Source organism: Sphaerisporangium sp. NPDC051011, assembly GCF_040653595.1.
Taxonomy (GTDB): Bacteria; Actinomycetota; Actinomycetes; order Streptosporangiales; family Streptosporangiaceae; genus Sphaerisporangium.
Map to the genome: position 1 here is coordinate 1 of NZ_JBFAGG010000025.1, position 18,601 is coordinate 18,601.

The 18,601-nt window shown below is 67.7% G+C and carries 14 protein-coding genes and 1 pseudogene; 10 read left to right on the top strand and 5 right to left on the bottom strand.

Annotation, left to right across the window (positions count from 1 at the left end; all coding sequences use genetic code 11):
* Positions 1-626 precede the first annotated feature (626 nt).
* Positions 627-902 carry a hypothetical protein gene (locus tag AB0H21_RS37630; protein WP_358526378.1) on the top strand — a complete coding sequence of 92 codons (276 nt, stop codon included), beginning with the start codon at positions 627-629 and terminating at the stop codon, positions 900-902.
* Between the two features lie 42 nt (positions 903-944).
* Here the strand turns inward: AB0H21_RS37630 and AB0H21_RS37635 are convergent, their stop codons facing one another.
* The gene (locus AB0H21_RS37635; RefSeq protein WP_358526379.1) at positions 945-1,673 is read right to left on the bottom strand and encodes a LysR family substrate-binding domain-containing protein; all 729 of its coding nucleotides are present in this window, start codon (positions 1,671-1,673) and stop codon (positions 945-947) included.
* Positions 1,674-1,728: 55 nt separating this feature from the next.
* Between AB0H21_RS37635 and AB0H21_RS37640 the strand changes: the two genes are divergently transcribed.
* The 5 genes from AB0H21_RS37640 to AB0H21_RS37660 all read left to right on the top strand — a co-directional run bounded on the left by AB0H21_RS37640 (position 1,729) and on the right by AB0H21_RS37660 (position 6,712).
* Entirely contained in the window at positions 1,729-2,100 is a 372-nt protein-coding gene (locus AB0H21_RS37640) for a DUF5997 family protein (RefSeq protein WP_358526381.1), read from the top strand.
* A 527-nt stretch (positions 2,101-2,627) separates the two neighbouring features.
* On the top strand, positions 2,628-3,395 hold the full coding sequence (locus AB0H21_RS37645) for a hypothetical protein (RefSeq protein WP_358526383.1): 768 nt from the start codon (positions 2,628-2,630) through the stop codon (positions 3,393-3,395).
* A gap of 552 nt (positions 3,396-3,947) precedes the next feature.
* Complete coding sequence (locus tag AB0H21_RS37650; RefSeq protein WP_358526384.1) at positions 3,948-4,793, top strand: peptidoglycan-binding protein; 846 nt, start codon at positions 3,948-3,950, stop codon at positions 4,791-4,793.
* A 40-nt stretch (positions 4,794-4,833) separates the two neighbouring features.
* The gene (locus tag AB0H21_RS37655; protein WP_358526386.1) at positions 4,834-5,727 is read left to right on the top strand and encodes a peptidase inhibitor family I36 protein; all 894 of its coding nucleotides are present in this window, start codon (positions 4,834-4,836) and stop codon (positions 5,725-5,727) included.
* A gap of 34 nt (positions 5,728-5,761) precedes the next feature.
* Positions 5,762-6,712 (top strand): SpoIID/LytB domain-containing protein, encoded by a 951-nt coding sequence (locus tag AB0H21_RS37660; protein ID WP_358526388.1) that lies wholly within the window; start codon positions 5,762-5,764, stop codon positions 6,710-6,712.
* Between the two features lie 60 nt (positions 6,713-6,772).
* Here the strand turns inward: AB0H21_RS37660 and AB0H21_RS37665 are convergent, their stop codons facing one another.
* Both AB0H21_RS37665 and AB0H21_RS37670 read right to left on the bottom strand, forming a co-directional pair.
* The gene (locus AB0H21_RS37665; RefSeq protein ID WP_358526389.1) at positions 6,773-7,828 is read right to left on the bottom strand and encodes an NBR1-Ig-like domain-containing protein; all 1,056 of its coding nucleotides are present in this window, start codon (positions 7,826-7,828) and stop codon (positions 6,773-6,775) included.
* 444 nt (positions 7,829-8,272) lie between these two features.
* Entirely contained in the window at positions 8,273-9,292 is a 1,020-nt protein-coding gene (locus AB0H21_RS37670; RefSeq protein WP_358526390.1) for a serine hydrolase domain-containing protein, read from the bottom strand.
* A 942-nt stretch (positions 9,293-10,234) separates the two neighbouring features.
* On the opposite strand from AB0H21_RS37670, the pseudogene AB0H21_RS37675 reads away from it, so the two are divergent.
* Positions 10,235-11,464, top strand: a pseudogene (locus AB0H21_RS37675) (BTAD domain-containing putative transcriptional regulator); the annotation flags it as partial.
* 1,689 nt (positions 11,465-13,153) lie between these two features.
* Here AB0H21_RS37675 and AB0H21_RS37680 read toward each other — a convergent pair.
* The gene (locus AB0H21_RS37680; protein WP_358526392.1) at positions 13,154-13,990 is read right to left on the bottom strand and encodes an ABC transporter permease; all 837 of its coding nucleotides are present in this window, start codon (positions 13,988-13,990) and stop codon (positions 13,154-13,156) included.
* Positions 13,987-15,012 carry an ATP-binding cassette domain-containing protein gene (locus AB0H21_RS37685; RefSeq protein ID WP_358526394.1) on the bottom strand — a complete coding sequence of 342 codons (1,026 nt, stop codon included), beginning with the start codon at positions 15,010-15,012 and terminating at the stop codon, positions 13,987-13,989. The genes AB0H21_RS37680 and AB0H21_RS37685 overlap by 4 nt, the downstream gene beginning before the upstream one ends.
* A gap of 441 nt (positions 15,013-15,453) precedes the next feature.
* Between AB0H21_RS37685 and AB0H21_RS37690 the strand changes: the two genes are divergently transcribed.
* The 3 genes from AB0H21_RS37690 to AB0H21_RS37700 all read left to right on the top strand — a co-directional run bounded on the left by AB0H21_RS37690 (position 15,454) and on the right by AB0H21_RS37700 (position 18,328).
* Complete coding sequence (locus AB0H21_RS37690) at positions 15,454-16,908, top strand: MDR family MFS transporter (RefSeq protein ID WP_358526396.1); 1,455 nt, start codon at positions 15,454-15,456, stop codon at positions 16,906-16,908.
* A gap of 10 nt (positions 16,909-16,918) precedes the next feature.
* Positions 16,919-17,149, top strand: coding sequence for a hypothetical protein (locus AB0H21_RS37695; RefSeq protein ID WP_358526397.1), 231 nt, complete (start codon positions 16,919-16,921; stop codon positions 17,147-17,149).
* Between the two features lie 117 nt (positions 17,150-17,266).
* Entirely contained in the window at positions 17,267-18,328 is a 1,062-nt protein-coding gene (locus tag AB0H21_RS37700) for a mechanosensitive ion channel family protein (protein ID WP_358526399.1), read from the top strand.
* Positions 18,329-18,601 lie beyond the last annotated feature (273 nt).

The following is an 18,601-nucleotide window of genomic DNA, read 5'->3' on the forward strand; positions in this document are numbered from 1 at the left end:
GAACAAGAACAATCCAAAGAACGACCCTCAAGATCATGGACAACGGCGATGTCGCCGTACGCCTCCTACGTACTCAACCTGAGTGTCGTCCTACAGCAGGGGGACGACTTCCGGTGGGCGGTTTCCCTACGGTGTGCGCGATATCTGAGCTCACCATGAGGGGGTGGCCGATGCGACGCATCGCGGAGCGGGGAACGTGGCTGGCGGTCGGGGCCGTGCTGGGAGTGCTGGCCAGTGGCGTGGGAGTGGCCGTCGCCGTGACCGATCGCGCAACGGAGATCGTGGCCTGCGTGGGGCCGGACGGGGTGTTCCGGTTTCCGGAGGAGCCCGGAGAAACCTCGCTCACCGGCGTGGCCGTGCCGACGCCGACCGGCCGGCTGCCCACCCCGGATGTGTGCCCACTGGGATCACGCGAGCTGTCCTGGAACCAGGTCGGCCCACGCGGGCCGGTCGGACCGACCGGAGCCACCGGAGCCCAAGGACCGGCCGGACTACAGGGACCCGCCGGCCCTGAAGGCCCCGCCGGGCCTTCCGGACCCCCCGGACCTACCGCAACCCCCGGTCCCGCCAGCCCTACCGCAACCCTCGGTCCCAGCCCTACCGCAACCAGCGGCCCGCCCGAACCCATGAGCGGCCCGGAGCAGATCACCGATGTGCGGGTCATCCCCCCGAACAACGGCATCAGCATCGGTTTCGCGTGCCCGCTCGGAAAGTTCCTGGTCCACGGCGGCCACAGCATCGACTCCAAGACGGACCGGATCAACCCGAACGACATCTCGTGGGGCCAGTACATGGCCATCAACGGCAGCACACTGAACAACTACTACCGGCTCCACCTGCCGATGAACACAACCAACTCCACCCTGACCATCACAACCACGATCGTCTGCGCCAAGGCCTGACGGCAGGGCCCTAAATCCGAACCGGAGGTTCGGGGCTGCAGGTCACCGAGACCGGTAGCCCTTCCTCTTACGGCTGGCTGGCACGGCCCGGCGACCGGAGCCATTCTGCGCGGGTTTTTGTGCCTGCCGCCGTGCTGGTTTCTCTGCGGGGGAGGCAGGGGCACGGCCCCGTGAGCTGTTCACCGTCCGGCCGCGGACGACGCCGATGAAATCTTCCACCAGGTCAGTGGTCGCGTCCGTGGGCCAGGTCAGCGCGACCTGAGACTGCGGCGCGTCCAGCACCGGCCGGTAAGTGAGATCCCTACGGTGGTAGAGGCGTGCCAGCGACTGTGGAACCAGGAGAATCCCAGTGCCGGCCGCTACCAGCTCGACCGCGTCCGCCGTTGTGGCTGGGCGGGTGAACGCGCGCAGTCCGGGCCGGACCGTCCACTCGATGGTGTCGTCCAGAGGATGGAACACCTCGTCGTCGATAAGGTCGGCGATGGACACCTCGTCGACGGCGGCCACCGCGTGGTCCTTGGGTACCACGACCACCGTGGTCTCCACGTAGAGAGGAATCACGCTGAGCTCGTCCCGGTCGACCGGCAGCCTGGCGAATCCGGCGTCGGCACCGCCATTTCGCAGGAGTCCCACCACCTCGGCGGCGGGAACCGCGACCAGGGTGACCGGCACGTCGGGCATCCTCTCGGTCCAGATGTTGACCCATTTCGCGGGTGTCACCCCGGGCACGTACGCCAGCCGAAACACCCTGCCGGTCTCTCCATCAGTCACTTCCTCAGGCTACCGATGTCATGGAACCCGTTCCGACTGACTACTCTTGACGTTCATGACCTCGCCCAAACCGAAGACCATCCAGACGATGAAACCCGCGACCGCGGCCAAGAAGCTGGGTGTCCTCCTCTCGGCCACTCCCGCCGAGTTCCAGGCGGGTGTCGTCTCCAGGGATGAGCTGAACGAGTTGCAGTCGACGCCACCCGCCTGGCTCGTTGACCTGCGCCGCAACGGCCCGCACCCCAAGCAGGTCATCGCCGCGAAGCTCAAAGTCTCCATTTCTGGCCTGATCAGAGGTGGGATCACCGGACCGCTCACCACCGCTGAGATCGATGCGCTGAAAGCGGAGAACCCGGCGTGGCTGGAGCACGAGCGGTCCATCCAGGCCGAGGTCCGCAAAGAAGCACTCCGTCTCAAGCAACGCTAGACAGCTGAGATCCTGCACGTCTCCAACCCCAGACGCGTCTCCAGGCTGCCGCCACCCTCGCGCACCCGACCGGGGACGCGCCGCCGCCGCGCAGGCGCAGCCATACGGTTGGGTGCGATGGCTGCGCCGTGTGCGAGCTCCGGCATCAGAGGGCGTACACGGTTGGCCCTGGGGATGTGGAGGGCCTCGGCCGGCAGCGAGGGCGGACCGTCATCCCTTCAAGCCTGTGTGCGCCAGCCCTCGATGAACTGGCGCTGGGCCAGGACGAACACGACCAGGATCGGCAGTGCCGTCAGCGAGGCCGCGGCGAGCTGGATGTTCCACATGGGCCCGCCGTAGGCGTCGACGAACTGGGTGAGGGCCTGGGGCCGCGATACCGGCCTCGGCCGGCCGCTCCGGCAGCGGGCCGGTCCGTGGCGGTGGTGAAGGTGTCGGCCAGGTACGAGATGGGCCAGGTGGGGCGGTATGACTCACACTGGTAACCGTCCAATTTTTCTGACACCCGCGATTGATCGGCAGCCGCTTACATGAGCAACGAAGATTCCAGGCCGCAGTCCACATATGTGTGGGAGTCCGCCACGGTGCGCTGCCTGGGTGGACCGCTGCTCGTCTGTGAGGTCGACTCCTTCTCGGACTGGGGCGGTGCGGTGCACAGCCCTGACTACGAACTGGATCCTGCCTGCGACTATGCCCGTGCCTGGTCGGCGGTCCACCCGGACGACGATGACCTCGAAGCCGCGTTTGTGCGTTTCGGCGAGCATAAGGAACATGCCGGCCTCATCTGGGAAATGGACCGAGAGGGCAGCGCGGAGATTGCCTACGCCCGGTACCAGAAGGGCCTTGTCGGTGACGACGACAACTTTCTGATGCGCTCATGGATCCCCCACGGTAGGACGGATGCGCCACGTCGGCGCGCAGCCGGGGCGTCCGCGGCCGAAGAACAGGAAGTAGGAGAGCTTGAGCTCCGCAGCGGCCGGGTCGTTGTCGTCTGGGCAGCAGTAAACGCTCATGAGACCGGCTCGTACGCGACACCGCAGGAAAGAGCCGCGTCAATCAAGGCCTTGGCCCGGCTGAATCCCCCTGTCCAACTCAACCTGGACGGCCAAGGAGGCCTCGGTACGGTGCTGTGGGTCAGGCCCGGCACGTATCGTGTCACCTGCGGATGGCACGAAGGAACTCGGGGACAGTACATGTCCACGGAAGAGATGTACGGACCAGCACAGTCATATGCGGACGACGACTGGAGCTGTCGCTGGGTCCGCTTCACCCGGTCCGACGACTCCGTAGAGGCGTGAGCCCACGTACGAACGGCGCGCGATCGTTGACGGCTTCTTCGGGCCGTAGCCCAGCGAAGTACAGCGTTGCGAAGAAGGGCATGAGCAAGGGGCGCTTGGCTTGCGCTTCTCGATGGCGCTGAGCAGGGCGCGGGTTTGCTCGGGGTTCACGACCGAACGGCGGTCCACCTGAAACGTGGCCTTCGACGGGTTCCACTTCAGGTCCGTGATCGGGTTCTTCTCAAGCAACTTCAGTTCTACGGCGTACGCCATAGCGCTGGACACGATGACACGGTGACGCTGGTTCGAGCCCGCGGTTACGCGCTTGCCAGCAATCCGGACGTAGCCGTGCTGAGGAGCGCTAGCGCGTCGACCTGCCCAAATACCGCCCTGCGCCGTTGCGGGGTGTGCGTTTCGCTCGCCATCGGATGACCTGTCAGGCGGCGCGTACGCCTGTACGGGGAGCCTGTCGGACAGGCTGACAACACGATCTTGTTGTGGACAGCGTGAGCGATCCGAAACCGTGGATTCCGCCGCAGGAATCACCCCCAGCATCCGAAACCAGGAGAAACGATGAAGCTGCCTTCATGCGCCGCTGCCCTCGTGGCGGCCACCCTGCTCGCTTCCTTGACCGAAGCGTCCGGGATGTCGGCGGCACAGGCGGCCGACGCCAGGGCCCTTCCGAGCGTGAACATGGAGGCCACTGTCAAGGCGGCCCAGATCGACCCGCGGCGGTCTGACGGCGAGCTGACCCCGGGCGCCAAGGCCGGCGTGCTTCTCGTTGAGCGGGCGTTGCACGACCGGCACCTGCTCGACGCGAAGTGGGTGGACGGTTACTTCGGCTCCACAACGGTCGCCGCCTTCGCGAAGTTCCAGAAGTCGCTCGGCCTCACGGGTCTCGCCGCCAACGGACTGCCGGGCAAGGCGTCGCTCGCCAGGCTCGGAGCCGGCCGCTTCAGGGTCACCCACATCATCGGCCCGGGTGCCCGGGTGTCCGCCGGCGGCGTCGTCATCGACACCCGTACGCGGAGCATGCTGGCCGAGGCGAAGCGGCTGCTCCGCCGCGACCTGGTGCTGTTGCAGGGTTCGTACAACCGCGGCGGTGACCCCACGTCCGCGGGCACCCACGACGGCGGGGGCGTCGTCGACATCTCGGTCAAGGGGATGAATTCCGCCACCCGCACCGCGGTCGTCCGCGCGTTGCGACGTGTCGGCTTCGCGGCATGGGTGCGTAGCCCAGATCAAGCGGACTGGCCGTGGCACATCCACGCCGCCGCCATCAACGACACCGACCTCTCCAGCCAGGCCCAGCACCAGATCGGTGACTACTACCTCGGGCTGAACGGGCTCGCCGGCCGTGGCCCGGACGACGGCCCGAAGGTGACCATCCGCACCTGGGAGGAGTATCAGCGCCGCTGACCATCCGAAACCCAGGCCGCACTGACACAAGGAGAACACCATGAGAACGCTCGACAAGATCCTCGCCGTGGCCGCCGCGATGGTGGTCGGCGGGACGGTGCTCGCCACCGCCTCGCCCGCCTCGGCGGCCGGCCGCAACGGTGTCTGCGAGACCGGCGAGTTCTGCTACTACTTCAACAGCAACAACCAGGGATCGCTCTCCGACTTCACCGGATCGGCCGGCGACTACGGCACCAAGCAGCCCTCCTGCTTCGACTTCAAAGGACCCGGCGCCGGCAAAGGTAAGTGTGTCAAGAACTCCGCCGCCTCCGTCTGGAACCGCACCGGCAACACCGTCCGGGTCTACTTCAACAGCAACTACGGCGGCAGCATCTACCAGGACTTCAAACCCGGCGCCAAAGGCAACCTCATAGCCGCCCTCAAGAATCAGAACGCCTCGCACCAGTTCGGCCCGTCGTCTTCGGCGCGCGTCAACATGTCGTACGCGCTGTACAAGACCGGCGGCGGCCACATCAGCTGCGCCTTCGACGGTTACACCCACACCCCCGGCCGGCATGAGGGCATCGACTTCGCCCGCACAGTGGGCTCGGATGTCCACGCCCTGCTGAGCGGTCAGATCATCTACCTCGTGCACGGGCGCAACGGCGGCTCGGGGCTGTCCACGATCTCCATCTACAACGCCTCGTTGAACAAGACGATCATCTACCTGCACTCCGCTCCGCTGTCCTCCCTGCGCGTGGGCCAGCAGATCTCGCGCGGTCAGACCATCGCGGACGAGGCGTGGCACGGGGTGTCGTCCAGGAAGGCCGCGCACACCCACGTCGAGATGCGCCCTGGACGGCAGAAGCTCGCCGCCAAGAGCGTCGGCGATCCGACTCTGAGCAACCCGAACCCGAACTCGTTCTGGATCTCCCAGGGCTACAACGTCCGCTAGCGCACCGCGGCCTCGGACGAAGAGGAAGGCAACTGTGTCTCCACGAACTGCACGGCTGATTTCGCGGTTCGCCGCCGTGGCCGCCGCGATGGTGGTCTGTGGGACGGTGCTCGCCACCGCCTCGCCCGCCTCGGCGGCCGGCCGCAACGGCGTCTGCGAGACCGGCGAGTTCTGCTACTACTTCAACAGCAACAACCAGGGATCGCTCTCCGACTTCACCGGATCGGCCGGCGACTACGGCACCAAGCAACCCTCCTGCTTCGACTTCAAAGGACCCGGCACCGGCAAAGGCAAATGCGTCAAGAACGCCGCAGCCTCCGTCTGGAACCGCACCGGCAACACCGTCCGGGTCTACTTCAACAGCAACTACGGCGGCAGCACCTACCAGGACTTCAAGCCCGGCGCCAAAGGCAACCTCAAGGCCGGCCTCAAGAACCAGAACGCCTCGCACCAATTCCTGAGCTCCACCCCGTCGACCGGGTGCAAGACCGACGGCACGCACAGCAAGCTGCCCACGACGATCCTCGTCTACCGGAAATCCCTCAATCGCGTGGACCGGGTCGAGTTCAAGACCTACATCAAGAACGTCCTGCCCAACGAGTGGCGGTCGCACTGGCCGAGGGAGTCCCTCAGGGCCGGGGCGATCGCCGTCAAGAACTTCGGCTGGTACTGGGCGCTGCGTTCGGCGAGCAAGACGCCGAGCGGCCAGTGCTACGACGTCTCCGACCACACGTCCAGCCAGGTGTACAAGCCCGGCTCCGCGACGGCGGCGACGAACGCCGCGGTGGACGCGACGTGGGGCATCCGGATGACGCGCGATGGGAAGATCTTCAAGGCTCAGTACTGCTCCACGACGACGGCGTGCGGTCACTGGGTCACCGGCGACTGGATGTCGCAGACCGGCTCTCGCGATAAGGCCAATGCGGGCTGGAGCTACTCCAGGATCCTCAAGTACTACTACAAGGGGATCGTTCTCAAATCCTGAACCCCCGGAGACCGTCCGTCCCTGGTTCCCCGCCGTCTGACGCACGGCGGGGAACGGGCGTCAGCCGACGATGACCTGGAAGTTGAGCGGCCGGCCTCCGGGGAATGCGACCCGTCCCGAACCATCCATCATCTTGAACCGCACGTAGCACAAGCCTGGGTTCCTTGGCGTGGTGATGTCGGTCCGGATGTCGACGAGCTCTCCGGGTCGCGTGTCCTTGATCGGTACGTCGGAGATGGTCTGGCATTGATCAGGTTGCTGCGGGAGGTCGAGGCGATGCAACGAATATCCCTTCCACGGCACGGTTCCAGCGTTCTTGAGCCGCCATACCTTGGGCTTGGTCTGGCCGGGGCCCACGCGTGTGCAGTCTGGCAGCGTGATGTCGCCGATGAACACTGCCGAATCACCCTCGTTCGCAGCCGGAGCCCACGGCGGGTTGGTCGCACGCACCGGGCAGTCGGCTGCCGACGGCGCGGCCTTCGATGGGCCGCCGGACGGGTTCAAGCCGCGCCCGTCGGTCCCGGAGCCGCGATCGACGGCGGTCATGATGAAGGCCGCTGTCCCCACACCGACGGCCGCTGCCGCGAGCGCGGCCGCAGCCGGGCGGGTCAGTCGGAATCGCCCTCGGCCCCCCGGCGCAGGGAGGACCGGCTGGACGTCGCCCGCGATCTCGTCGGGCGGTGGCGGCGGCGTAGGCACAGATGCCGAGATCTCACCAGCCGACGATGGCGCTTGCGACCCGACGGCGCTGTCCACGGTTCGACCCTCCGCGGCGCCTGGGGCGGAGGTTGCGAGTCCACCAGGCGGACGGGCCACCAGGGTGCCTGCGCGGATCGAAGGATCTCCGGCGTTCGCCGATCTGACCGCCAGGTTCGCCCTCTCCCAGCGTTCGCGGTACGCGGCCGGGTCCGCGCCGCACGCCTTGACGAACTCGACGGTGGTCTCCCAACTCGGGAGCCGGTTACCCTTCGTGGCTTCGTGCAACGTCGTGTGCGAGATCGCCCCCGACCGGCCAGACATCTCCCGGAAAGGTGGATTGCCGACCGATTTGCGAAGTTCTCGCAGCGCCGCCGCGAAGTCCTCGATCGCCTCCGCCCGTGCAGGCAAGTCGTCCACCGGGTGACGCTAACAGCACACACGGTATTCACTCAAGCTCGAACCCACAGTGGCGGGCGAAGTCAGGCGAGCCGGTAATTCTGGGCCAGAAGATCGTTTGGGGATCTACGGATCAGAAGGTTAGGGGTTCGAGTCCTCTCGGCCGCGCCACAGGCCAAGGGCCACTCCCGATCATCGGGAGTGGCCCTTGGCGTGTTTCCGGGACGCTCTGTGACTTGAGGTGCCGGTTACTCCATCCTTCTCGCAGACGGGCTCATGCGCATGCCATGCATTTGCTCAGGAAGCCGCATGTCGGCCTGATATGGGGCTTTCACAAGATCCCCAGCGGGCGCCGGGCTTGAGGCGGCCTCATCACAGCACCTTGCCGAGTCGGCACCTCTACCCCATGTCCGTCGACTTGTACGGCGAGGTCGTGGGGCCGCGAGGTGGGGTTTCGCGCTGCACTCATGAGGCGCACTCGGAAGACTCGAGGGCCATCGTGGCGAGGTGGCGGGCGATGGCGTTGGTGTCGGTGTTCTGCACGTTGCTGAGCACGACCACCGCGATGTCGTCATTGGGCAGGTACATGTTGCTCGCGGCGTAGCCCTGGAGAAGACCTGGGTGGTAGCGGAGTCGGTGCCCGTCGAGCCGGTCGACGAGCCAGCCGAAGGCGTACGCGGTCGACGGCAAGTTGAGGCAGCCATTGGAGGGGCACGCGGCCTGTGGCGTGAACGCCTGCTTGACGGTGGCGGGTGGCGCGACCAGGTGCGCGCCGAACGCCCGGTCCCAGCGGGCGATGTCGTCGACGTTGGAGTAGATGCCGGTCGCGGAGAACGCCTGGGAGCCACTGATGGGCGGGGCCGGTGTTCCCACCGTGAAGTAGCCCTTCGCGTACCCGTCGGGCGGGTTCCCCCTGCTGTAGCCGGTGTGCTGGAGGTCGAGCGGGCCGGCGATCATCTCCTGCAGCACGGTGCCGTACGGCTTGTGGGTCACCTTCTGGATGATCGCCCCGGCCAGGATGTAGCCGGAGTTGCTGTACTGCCAGCAGGTGCCGGGCTTGAAGTTCAGTGGCTTGTGCACGAACCGCTGGATGAGCGCCCGCGTCGTGGTCGGTTCCGAGAGCTTGGCATAGTAGTCGGGAAACTCCTGGATGTTGGGGATGCCCGAGGTGTGGATGAGGGTCTCACGGATCGTGATGGGCCCCCACGCCTTCGGGCAGGTCTTGATGTATGTCGGGACGAGATACTGGCAGACCGGGTCGTCCAGGCCGAGCAGTCCACGGTCGCGCAGCTTCAGCACGATCATCGAGGTGAACTGCTTGGTGACCGAGGCGATCCGGAAGACCGTGTCCGGCTGGTTGGGGATGTGTTTCTCCTCGTCGGCCTCGCCGGCGGCGAAACGCACCAGCACCTCTCCGCGTCGTACCGCCAGCACCGAGCCGGTGAACTCCTTCTTCGCGGCCAGATCTTGCAGGTACTCCCGCATCGCCTTAGCGGTCTCATCGTCCTGCCGTGCTGGTGAGGTGGCCGGCGGGTCCGATTTCTGGGTGGTCGCGCCGCGATCGACAGCGAGGCCGGTCGCGACGGTGTCCCCGGCGGTTACGGCGTTGGCAGGAGTGGCCGAGGGTATGGAGCCGCCAGTCAACGCGGCGCTGATCACAAGAAACTTGACAACATTAGGACACTTGGGCATTTCTCTCCCTTGAACGTACCGCTGCCCCGAAATTCCGGCATTTCTTCGAATCGAGTGAGTCTCGTTCGAGAACGCCCCAGCGGCCATTCTTGTGAGGTCTGCCTTCCGTTCCTCAGAGTCACAAACGGTGATCGACGCCTTTTTCCTTACGTATATCTCTTTGTTGACACTGCTCGGTGATCGCTGGCCACATCGGGCAAAATGACGGCATTTTCCGGGCTCGGTCGCAGCCGCCCGAAATCACGCGCTACGGAAGATTCGACTCGTCGGCGTAGTCGGCCTCCTTGAGGAGAGGGCGGAGGACGGCGTATAACTATCGCAAGGGGTGGGAATCTCGTCGCCGTAAGACTCGTCGAAGTTCTCCGAACCTGATCGCGCGGTCGAACGGCTGCGGCTTGACCGCGGCCGCGTGGGCTTCGATCCACTCGCCGAGATACACCGAGATGTACATGGTCACGCTCCTCGACTGCCACCCGTCCGTAGGCTGACAGTGTGTCCCCCGCACTCGTCCTGCTCGACGGCGTCCGCTGGCAGGGTGCGCGCGTGGTCGGCGAGCGCGCGCAGACCCTGCTGGCCGTGCTCACCATGCTCGCCATGCACGGGCGTGCGGGGGTCGGTGACGAGCGCCTGGTCGAGGAGTTGTGGCCCGACGAGGCGCCGGCCAACCCGACGAAGGCGCTGCAGGTGGTCGTCTCGCGGACCAGGGCGGCGACCCGCGCCGACGTCGTGGTGCGGATGCCGCGTGGTTACCGGCTCGGGCTGCCCGCCGGTCAGGTGGACGCGCTGCTGCTCGGCGCGCTGGTGGAGCAGGCACGGGCCGCACTGGGCGAAGACGACATGGCGCTCGCGGGTCGCCGCGCCGAAGAGGCCATGGGTCTCGCGGCCGGCGGCTTGGACGGTGCCACGGGCCCACTCGCCGAACTGAGGAGCGTCGCCGGAGGGTGGGTGGCCGAGGCGCGACGGGTGGCGGCGATCGCGCGGGGCCGGAGCGGCGCTCACGAGGGCGCGCTGCCGCTGCTGGAGGAGGCGGCGGCCGATCGGCCGCACGACGAGGAACTGCTCGCCTGCCTGCTGCGCAGCGAGGCCGCCGTACGAGGCGTCGCCGCCGCTCTGGAGCGCTACGGGCGGTATCGCGCGGGTCTGGCCGAGCGGCTCGGCACCGAACCAGGGCCTGAGCTCGCCCGCGTGTACGCCGGACTCCTCGCCGCCGATCGGCCGGTGCGCGAGGGCATCCTGTTCGACGGTTCCTCGCTGCTCGGCCGCGACGGCGACATCCGTGCGGTGCACGCCCTGGTGCAGACCAACCGGGTGGTCTCCATCATCGGCCCCGGCGGGCTGGGCAAGACGCGGCTGGCTCACGTCGTCGGCAGGAACGCCGCGCAGCCCGTCGCCCACTTCGTCGAACTCGTCGGCGTCTCCTCGCCGGAGGGCGTGGTGGGCGAGGTGGGCTCGGCGCTCGGGGTCCGGGACTCGGTCCGCGGGCGTCGTGCGCTGACCGCCGCGCAGCGCTCCGACGTTCGCGCCCGGATCGCCCAGCATCTCGACCAGGCTCCGGCGCTGCTGATCCTGGACAACTGCGAGCACGTGGTCGAGGCCGTCGCCGATCTGGTGGCGTTCCTGTCCGTGACGACCCGCGACCTGCGGGTGCTGATCACCTCGCGCGCCCCCTTGTCGATCCCCGCCGAACGCGTCTACCTGCTTGGCGAGCTGCCCACGGGGGACGCGGTGGAGTTGTTCCGCCAGCGCGCCACGGCCGCCCGCCCAGGTGTCCGGATCGACGAGGATGTGGTCGAGGGGGTCGTCACCCGCCTCGACGGCCTGCCGCTCGCGATCGAGCTGGCCGCGGCCAAGGTGCGGATGATGTCGGTGGAGGAGATCGCGCGGCGCCTGGCGGACCGGTTCGCCCTGCTGCGCGGCGGGAACCGTACGGCCCCCGACCGGCACCAGACGCTGCTCGCGGTCATCGACTGGTCGTGGAATCTGCTGGACGAGCCGGAACGGCAGGCGTTGCGGTGGTTGTCGCTGTTCGGCGATGGTTTCACGCTGGCCGCGGCCGAGCACGTACTCGGCCCGGAGGCCCTGCACGCCGTGGACGCGCTGACGGAGCAGTCGGTGCTGAGCGTCCGCGAGACGACGTACGGCCTCCGCTACCGGATGCTGGAGACCGTCAGGGAGTTCGGGCGGATGCGGTTGACCGAGTCCGGCGAGGAGGCGCCCGCCCGGGCGGCGCAGCGGGCCTGGGCGACGGCGTACGCCCTTGACCAGGCCTCCCAGCTGTTCGGCCCGGCGCAGTTCGCGGCGGTCGACGCGTTGCGCGTCGAGGAGGGCAACCTCGCCGATCTGCTCCGGCAGGCTCTCGGCGAGCCCGATCCCGTCACGACGGTCCAGTTGCTGGCCGGCGTCGGAGCGCTGTGGTCGATCCGTGGCGACCACTCCCGGATCCTCGTTCACTGGGACGCGATCACCCAGGTGATCTCCGGCTGGGTGCCGCCGCCGCACGTCGTCGAGGTGGCCAGGGCCGCCATGCTGATCGCCCTCATGAACAACGTGTTCATCACCGATCGCCGCAGCGATCCGTTGCGTGACCTCCTCCGTACGCTGCCCACCAGTGACGCGACGGATCCCCGCGTGGCGGCGACGGCCACCGTGATGCTCGCGTGCGACGTGACCGACGGCGCCGAGGTGCGCCGTCGGCTGTCGGAGTTGTGCCGGAGCACCGACCCTGAGATCGCCCTGGCGGCGACGCAGATGAGCGTCCACGTCCTGGAGAACGGGGGAGACGTGACCGGGGCGATCGAGGCCGCCGAGCGGACCCTGGCGATGTTCCGCGAGGACGAGGGGCCGTGGCTCCCGGCGATCATGCACGCCATACTGGCCCACTTGGTCATGCGGCTCGGCGACCGCCGCCGGGCGGTCGGGCACGCGCGGACCGCCATCCCGGTGCTGAGCCGGCTAGGCGCCACCGACGACGAGACCCAGCTACACGCGGTGCTGTTCACCGCCGCGCTCGCCGATGGCGATCTTGACACCGCGGAGGCCGAGCTCGCCGAGATCAGCCGGATCAACGACACCGAGGCGGTGTTCGGCGGGAGGGCGATCGTCTCGTTGTGCGCGGCCGAGCTCGCCCTCGCCCGCGGCGAGACGGCCGCCGCGCTCGCGGACTACCGCCTGGCCGTCCAGCGGGCCCGCGATCTGCGCCTGCCCGGGGTGCCGCGCGCGGAGCTCACGCCGTGGACGGTGATCGCGGTGTCGGCCACGTTGACGGCGTACGCGTACCACGCCACGCCGGAGGACGTCCGGTACGGCGAGGATTTGTTCTCCGCCGTCCGGAGTTACGACCTGCTGGCCGCGGAACACCCCCTCCTCGACTACCCGGTGTGTGGCTCGATGCTGTTCGGGCTCGGCGCCTGGGGGTTGCTGCGGGGAGCCGTGGCCCCCGGCGACGCGATCAGGTTGCTGGTGCTGGCCGAGCGGTTCTCGTACAACAGCGGCATGCCCAGCATGACCTTCGAGCGGATCGAACCGTACGCGGAGCGGGCCGCGCCCGGGATGATCGCCGCCCTGAGGGCCGAGTACGGCGATCGACGCGGCTCCGACCTGCTCGACGAGGCGCGGAGCCTCGTCGAGCGGGTTTCCGGCCGCGACGGACGGAGGTCACATGTGCCGTTTGTAGCTGCGTACCGACAGCGGCGCGAAGATCGCGATGACGATCAGGCACGCCAGGAGCGTCCAGGCCACCTCTCCGCTGACGAGGGCTCTGTTGGCGAGGTCGCGGGTGGCCGTGACCAGGTGTGAGACCGGGTTGATCCGTACGAACGCGGCCAGCCAGCCGGGCAGGGTCTCGACGGGGACGAACGCGTTCGACAGGAACGTCAGCGGGAACAAGATCATCATGGACATGCCCTGCACGGCCTGGGCGCTCCGGCCGATCGTGCCGATCCAGGTGAAGACCCACGCCAGCGACCAGCCCGTGAAGATCGCCAGCAGGATCGCGGCGAGCACGCCGCCCGCTCCTCCGCCCGGGCGGTAGCCCATCACCAGGCCCATGGAGAAGGTCAGAGTGGTCGCGATCGTGTAGCGCAGCAGGTCGGCCACCATCGGGCCGGCGAGCGGCGCGATCCGGGCGATCGGCAACGACTTGAACCGGTCGAAGACCCCCTTCTCCATGTCCTCGCGGAGTTGCGTGCCCGTGGCCATGCACGACGTCAGCACGGTCTGCGCGAGGATGCCGGGGATCATCAGAGGGAGGTAGCTCCCCACGTCGCCGGCGATGGCGCCGCCGAAGATGAAGGCGAACATCACGGTGAACAGGATCGGCTGCAGCGCCACGTCGAAGAACTGCTCCGGGTTGCGGCGCATCTTCTTGACCGCCCGCCACGCCATCATCAGGGTCTGGCCGAGCGTCTCCCCGATGGAGACGCGCCGCCGGGCGGCCGCCACGCGGTCGGTGGCCCGGACCGCCTCGCGGGCGGGTGCGATCATGGTGCTCATCGGTTCTCCTCCGTGCCGGTCTCGTCGTCCCCGTCCGTCTCGTGGCCGGTGAGGGCGAGGAACACCTCGTCAAGGCTGGGCTTGGCCACGCTCACCGAGGAGATCGACACCCCGGAGGTGCGCAGCGCGATCAGTACGTCCGCGGCCAGGTCGGCCTGGTCGAGGGCGACGTTGAGGCGGCCCTGCTCCGGGCTGAGGACCGGGTCGGAGCCGAGGACGCGCCGCACGACCTCCACGGCGGCGGGCACCTGGCCCGGCTCGGCGAGCAGCAGCTGGAGGGTGGAGTCGCCGACCGCGGTCTTCAACTCGTCGGGGGTGCCCTCGGCGACTTTGCGGCCGTGGTCGATGACGGCGACGCGGCCGGCGAGCTGGTCGGCCTCGTCCAGATACTGCGTGGTCAGCAGCACCGTGCAGCCGTCGGCGACCAGACCGCGGATGGTGTCCCACATCTGGCCGCGCGTGCGCGGATCGAGGCCGGTGGTCGGCTCGTCGAGGAAGATCAGCGGTGGCCTGGTGATCAGGCTGGCCGCCAGGTCGAGGCGCCGGCGCATGCCGCCGGAGAACTGCGCGATCGGCTTGTCGGCGGCGTCCTCCAGGCCGAACTGGCCCAGCAGCTCGGTGGCGATGCGCCGGGCGCGCGGCGCGGCGATGCCCTGCAGGCGGCTGAAAAGCCAGAGGTTCTCGCGGGCGGTCAGGTTCTCGTCGACCGACGCGTACTGTCCGGTGACGCCGACGAGCTGGCGGATCACGTGCGGGTTGCCGGCCACGTCGACCCCGAAGATCTCGGCACGGCCCGCGTCGATCTTCAACAGGGTGGCCAGCATTCGTAGCGTGGTGGTCTTGCCGGCGCCGTTCGGGCCGAGGACGCCGAAGATCTCGCCTGGGCGTACCTCCAGGTCGATGCCGTCGACGGCGCGGTGCTCGCCGAACGTCTTCACAAGCCCTTCCGCACGTACGGCCGGATCGGTGCCCCCGCCGAGGGCCGGGCCGCCCCCGGTACGTCCGAGTTCTGTGATGCTCATGGCTTCACTCTCGGTGGCGCCGGTTTCACGGCACCCTCGACCGGGTTTCACCGATTGCCGGGAACCACCGGGAACCACCGGGAACCACCGGGAACCACGCGGACGCGCGATCGCGGTTCAGCCCGTCGCGTAACCGAGAGAACGCACCGACGTCGAGCACGTGGACGAACCGCGGGGACCATCCATCATGCGGTACCCCACGGGGACGCCCATCCTCAACGAGCGGATCCGTATTACCGCAGGTAACGGGGTAGATGGGGTTGTCAGTGCACATCGTAAAATCGGGTGACATTTCGTATCGCCGGCCGGAAGGCTGGGCATGAACCATCAGTTTTGTCGGTGGCGCCTGTCAGTCTTCCCGTGACCGCAACTTCTCGTGAGACCCACGGCTGGGACGCCAGCCATGACCACGTCTAATCCGATGACCCCGATCGAGGTGCCGTGTCCGTCCCACAGCTCGACTCACCCGCCAAGCCCGCGACCGTCGTTTCAGGTCGTACCCCGGTCGTGATCCGGCTGCTGGTGCTCGCCACGTTCGTGGTCATCCTCAACGAGACGATCATGATCAATGCGATCCCGCGGCTGATGGGCGCGCTGCACATCACCGAGCAGACCGCGCAGTGGCTCTCGACCGCATTCATGCTGACCATGGCCGCTGTCATCCCGATCACCGGATGGTTCCTGAAGCGGGTGTCCACCCGCCGCGCGTACACCGCCGCGATGGCTTTGTTCCTGCTCGGCACGGCGTTGGCCGCCGTCGCGCCGACGTTCGAGGTGCTGCTGGGCGCCCGCATCATCCAGGCGTCCGGGACGGCCGTGATGATGCCGTTGCTGATGACCACGCTGATGCAGGTGGTGCCCGAGACAGACCGGGGCCGCGTGATGGGCAACGTCTCGCTGGCCATCTCGGTCGCGCCCGCGATGGGCCCGACGATCTCGGGGGTGATCCTCCAATTCGGGTCCTGGCGCCTGCTGTTCGTCGTGGTGCTCCCCATCGCCGCCGTGATCACATGGAGTGGACTGAAGCAGCTCAAGAACGTCGGCGAGCCCGAGTTCAGCACCATCGACTGGTTGAGCGTGGTGACCGCCGCCGCCGGCTTCGGCGGCCTCGTCTACGGGCTCAGCCTGTTCGAGGGCGGTGACGTCGGCGTTGCCGCGGCGATCGTGGCGGCCGGCCTGGTCGCCATCGCCGTCTTCGTCCTCCGCCAGCTGTCGTTGCAGAAGCGCGGCGTGCCGCTGATGGACCTGCGTACCTTGCGCAACCGCACCTACACGGTCGCGCTGACCCTGATGTCGGTGGCCTTCATGGCGATGCTCGGCTCGATGATCTTGCTGCCGCTGTACCTGCAGAACGTCCGCGCGCTCAGCCCCCTGGAGACCGGGCTCCTCGTGATGCCGGGCGGCCTCGCGATGGGGCTGCTCGGCCCGACCGTCGGCCGCCTGTTCGACCGGTTCGGCGGCCGGGTTCTGGTCATCCCCGGCGCGATCGGGATCACGCTCGCGCTCGTCGGCTTCACCCAGGTCACGATGACCATGCCGTTCTGGCAGCTCCTCGGTCTGCACGCGCTGCTGATGGTGAGTCTGGCCGCGACCTTCACCCCGGTGTTCACCCTCGGGCTCGGAGCGGTTCCCCCGCAGCTCTACTCCCACGGCAGTTCGATCCTGAGCACGCTGCAACAGGTCTCCGCGGCCATCGGCACCGCGCTCGTGATCACCGTGATGAGCGCGCGAGCCGATGCCGTGAGATCCGCAGGGGCCACGGAGGCGCTCGCCCTCCTTGACGGCATGCGGCTGGCCTTCATCATCGGCGCGGTGCTGTCCGTGGTCGTGGTCGTCACCGCCTTGCTCCTACCGGCCCGAGCGGACAGCGCCGGCGAGTTCGGGGGACACGGCTGATGAAACCGGCGTGACGGCGGTGGAGTGGGACGCTGTAGTTGCTTTGTCGCGCGGGTTGTGCCTGCCCGACGGCCGGCGGATCAAGTTCGCCGCCGCATATAACGGGCGGACCGTGACCATCTGGGCCGATGCCCGCAGATCATGGCCGCAGGTGCGGGTGGCGGTGCGGGTGCTGTCGATGGGGCGTCTGGTCGTCCTGGTCGTCGGTGGTCGTTCGGTTGATATGATCATGCTTCCGTGAACATCGACAGAAGTCGCATTCAAGCACGGATACAGGCATTCGGACGGGCTGCCGGCATCTCTGACGGCCTCGGCTCAAAGATGCGGGAAGGCTCGCGGGTGACCGCCGGGATCGCTGATGGCTGATCGAACCGACCTCGCATCCATTGCCATCGCGGTCGGTTGCATCGTGGGCGGTGTTCTCGTCGGCCTCGCACTGCGTGCCATGTTCAGCCGCCTTGCACGGCGGGCGGCCGGTACGGCGACGTCGTGGGACGATGTGTGGTGGGATCTCCTGAAGGGCGTCGCACTGCCGGCCACGGCTATCACCGGTGTGTGGTGGGCGGCGGAGGTTCTGCGGCTGCGATCGCCGGTCCGCGAGTTCGTGGAGCGCATCCTCCTCGCGGTGATCGTGCTCACGGTCGCGTTGACCATCGCCAGCCTGGCCGCGAGCCTGGTCCGCTCGATCACCGTCTCCCGGTCAGGGGTCGCGCAGTCGGCGAGCATCTTCGTCAACGTGACCCGGGTGATCATCCTCGGTGTGGGCGTACTGGTGCTCCTGCAGAGCATCGGAATCTCGGTCACCCCGGTGCTGACCGCGCTGGGCGTGGGCGGCCTCGCCGTCGCGCTCGCCCTGCAGGACACCTTGGGCAACCTGTTCGCCGGCATTCAGATCCTGGCCTCCAAGAAGGTCCAGCCAGGTGATTTCGTCCGCCTGTCCAGCGGCGAGGACGGTTATGTCGTAGACATCAACTGGCGGAACACGACGGTCCAGCAGTTGGCCGGAAACATCGTGATCGTGCCCAACTCCCATGTCGCCGACGCGATTCTCACCAACTACCACCAGCCTCAGCAGGACACGTCCGTGCTGGTACAAGTCGGCGTCGGCTACGACAGCGATCTCGAACAGGTGGAGCGGGTCACCATTGAGGTGGGATGTGACGTGATGCTGACCGTGGAGGGTGCCGTGCCCGACCACGAACCGGTCGTCCGCTACCACACCTTCGGCGAGTCCGGGATCAACTTCTCGGTGATTCTGCGGGCAAGCGAATACACCGCCCGGTACATCATCGTCCACGAGTTCATCAAGCGCCTGCATGCGCGTTACCGCGCCGAAGAGATTGAGATTCCCTCCGCGGTTCGCACGATGCTCTTCCCCAACGGGGGCAAGGACCAGGACCGGCTCTCGGCGACCGCGTGATCGGCGGTTGATCGTGTGACGTTCCGGCCTGGGTGTTCGGGCCGGGAGGTCGCACTCGTGGAGCCTCCGGCTACGGGATGTCGATCGACTCTTCGCGGTTGACGGCGGAGCCGGTTTCCGGGCCGTCGTCGCAGGTGCCACGGCCGCAGGCCCCCGCGAAGGGCATGCCGCCGAGGGGCCTGCGGGAGCCCGCGATGGGTCGGTGGCAGTTGATTGCTTTCGGTCTTGCGATTCGAGAACTTCGCCTGACCTGGGATCTATCTCGAAAGGCCC

What these genes read in the sequence shown, in the direction of transcription:
- AB0H21_RS37650 (WP_358526384.1), top strand. Translation starts at nt 3,948, where the DNA reads ATGAAGCTGCCTTCATGCGCCGCTGCCCTCGTGGCGGCCACCCTGCTC.
- AB0H21_RS37685 (WP_358526394.1), bottom strand. Translation starts at nt 15,012, where the DNA reads ATGAGCATCACAGAACTCGGACGTACCGGGGGCGGCCCGGCCCTCGGC.
- AB0H21_RS37645 (WP_358526383.1), top strand. Translation starts at nt 2,628, where the DNA reads ATGAGCAACGAAGATTCCAGGCCGCAGTCCACATATGTGTGGGAGTCC.
- AB0H21_RS37680 (WP_358526392.1), bottom strand. Translation starts at nt 13,990, where the DNA reads ATGAGCACCATGATCGCACCCGCCCGCGAGGCGGTCCGGGCCACCGAC.
- AB0H21_RS37700 (WP_358526399.1), top strand. Translation starts at nt 17,267, where the DNA reads ATGGCTGATCGAACCGACCTCGCATCCATTGCCATCGCGGTCGGTTGC.
- AB0H21_RS37655 (WP_358526386.1), top strand. Translation starts at nt 4,834, where the DNA reads ATGAGAACGCTCGACAAGATCCTCGCCGTGGCCGCCGCGATGGTGGTC.
- AB0H21_RS37630 (WP_358526378.1), top strand. Translation starts at nt 627, where the DNA reads ATGAGCGGCCCGGAGCAGATCACCGATGTGCGGGTCATCCCCCCGAAC.
- AB0H21_RS37670 (WP_358526390.1), bottom strand. Translation starts at nt 9,292, where the DNA reads ATGCGGGAGTACCTGCAAGATCTGGCCGCGAAGAAGGAGTTCACCGGC.
- AB0H21_RS37640 (WP_358526381.1), top strand. Translation starts at nt 1,729, where the DNA reads ATGACCTCGCCCAAACCGAAGACCATCCAGACGATGAAACCCGCGACC.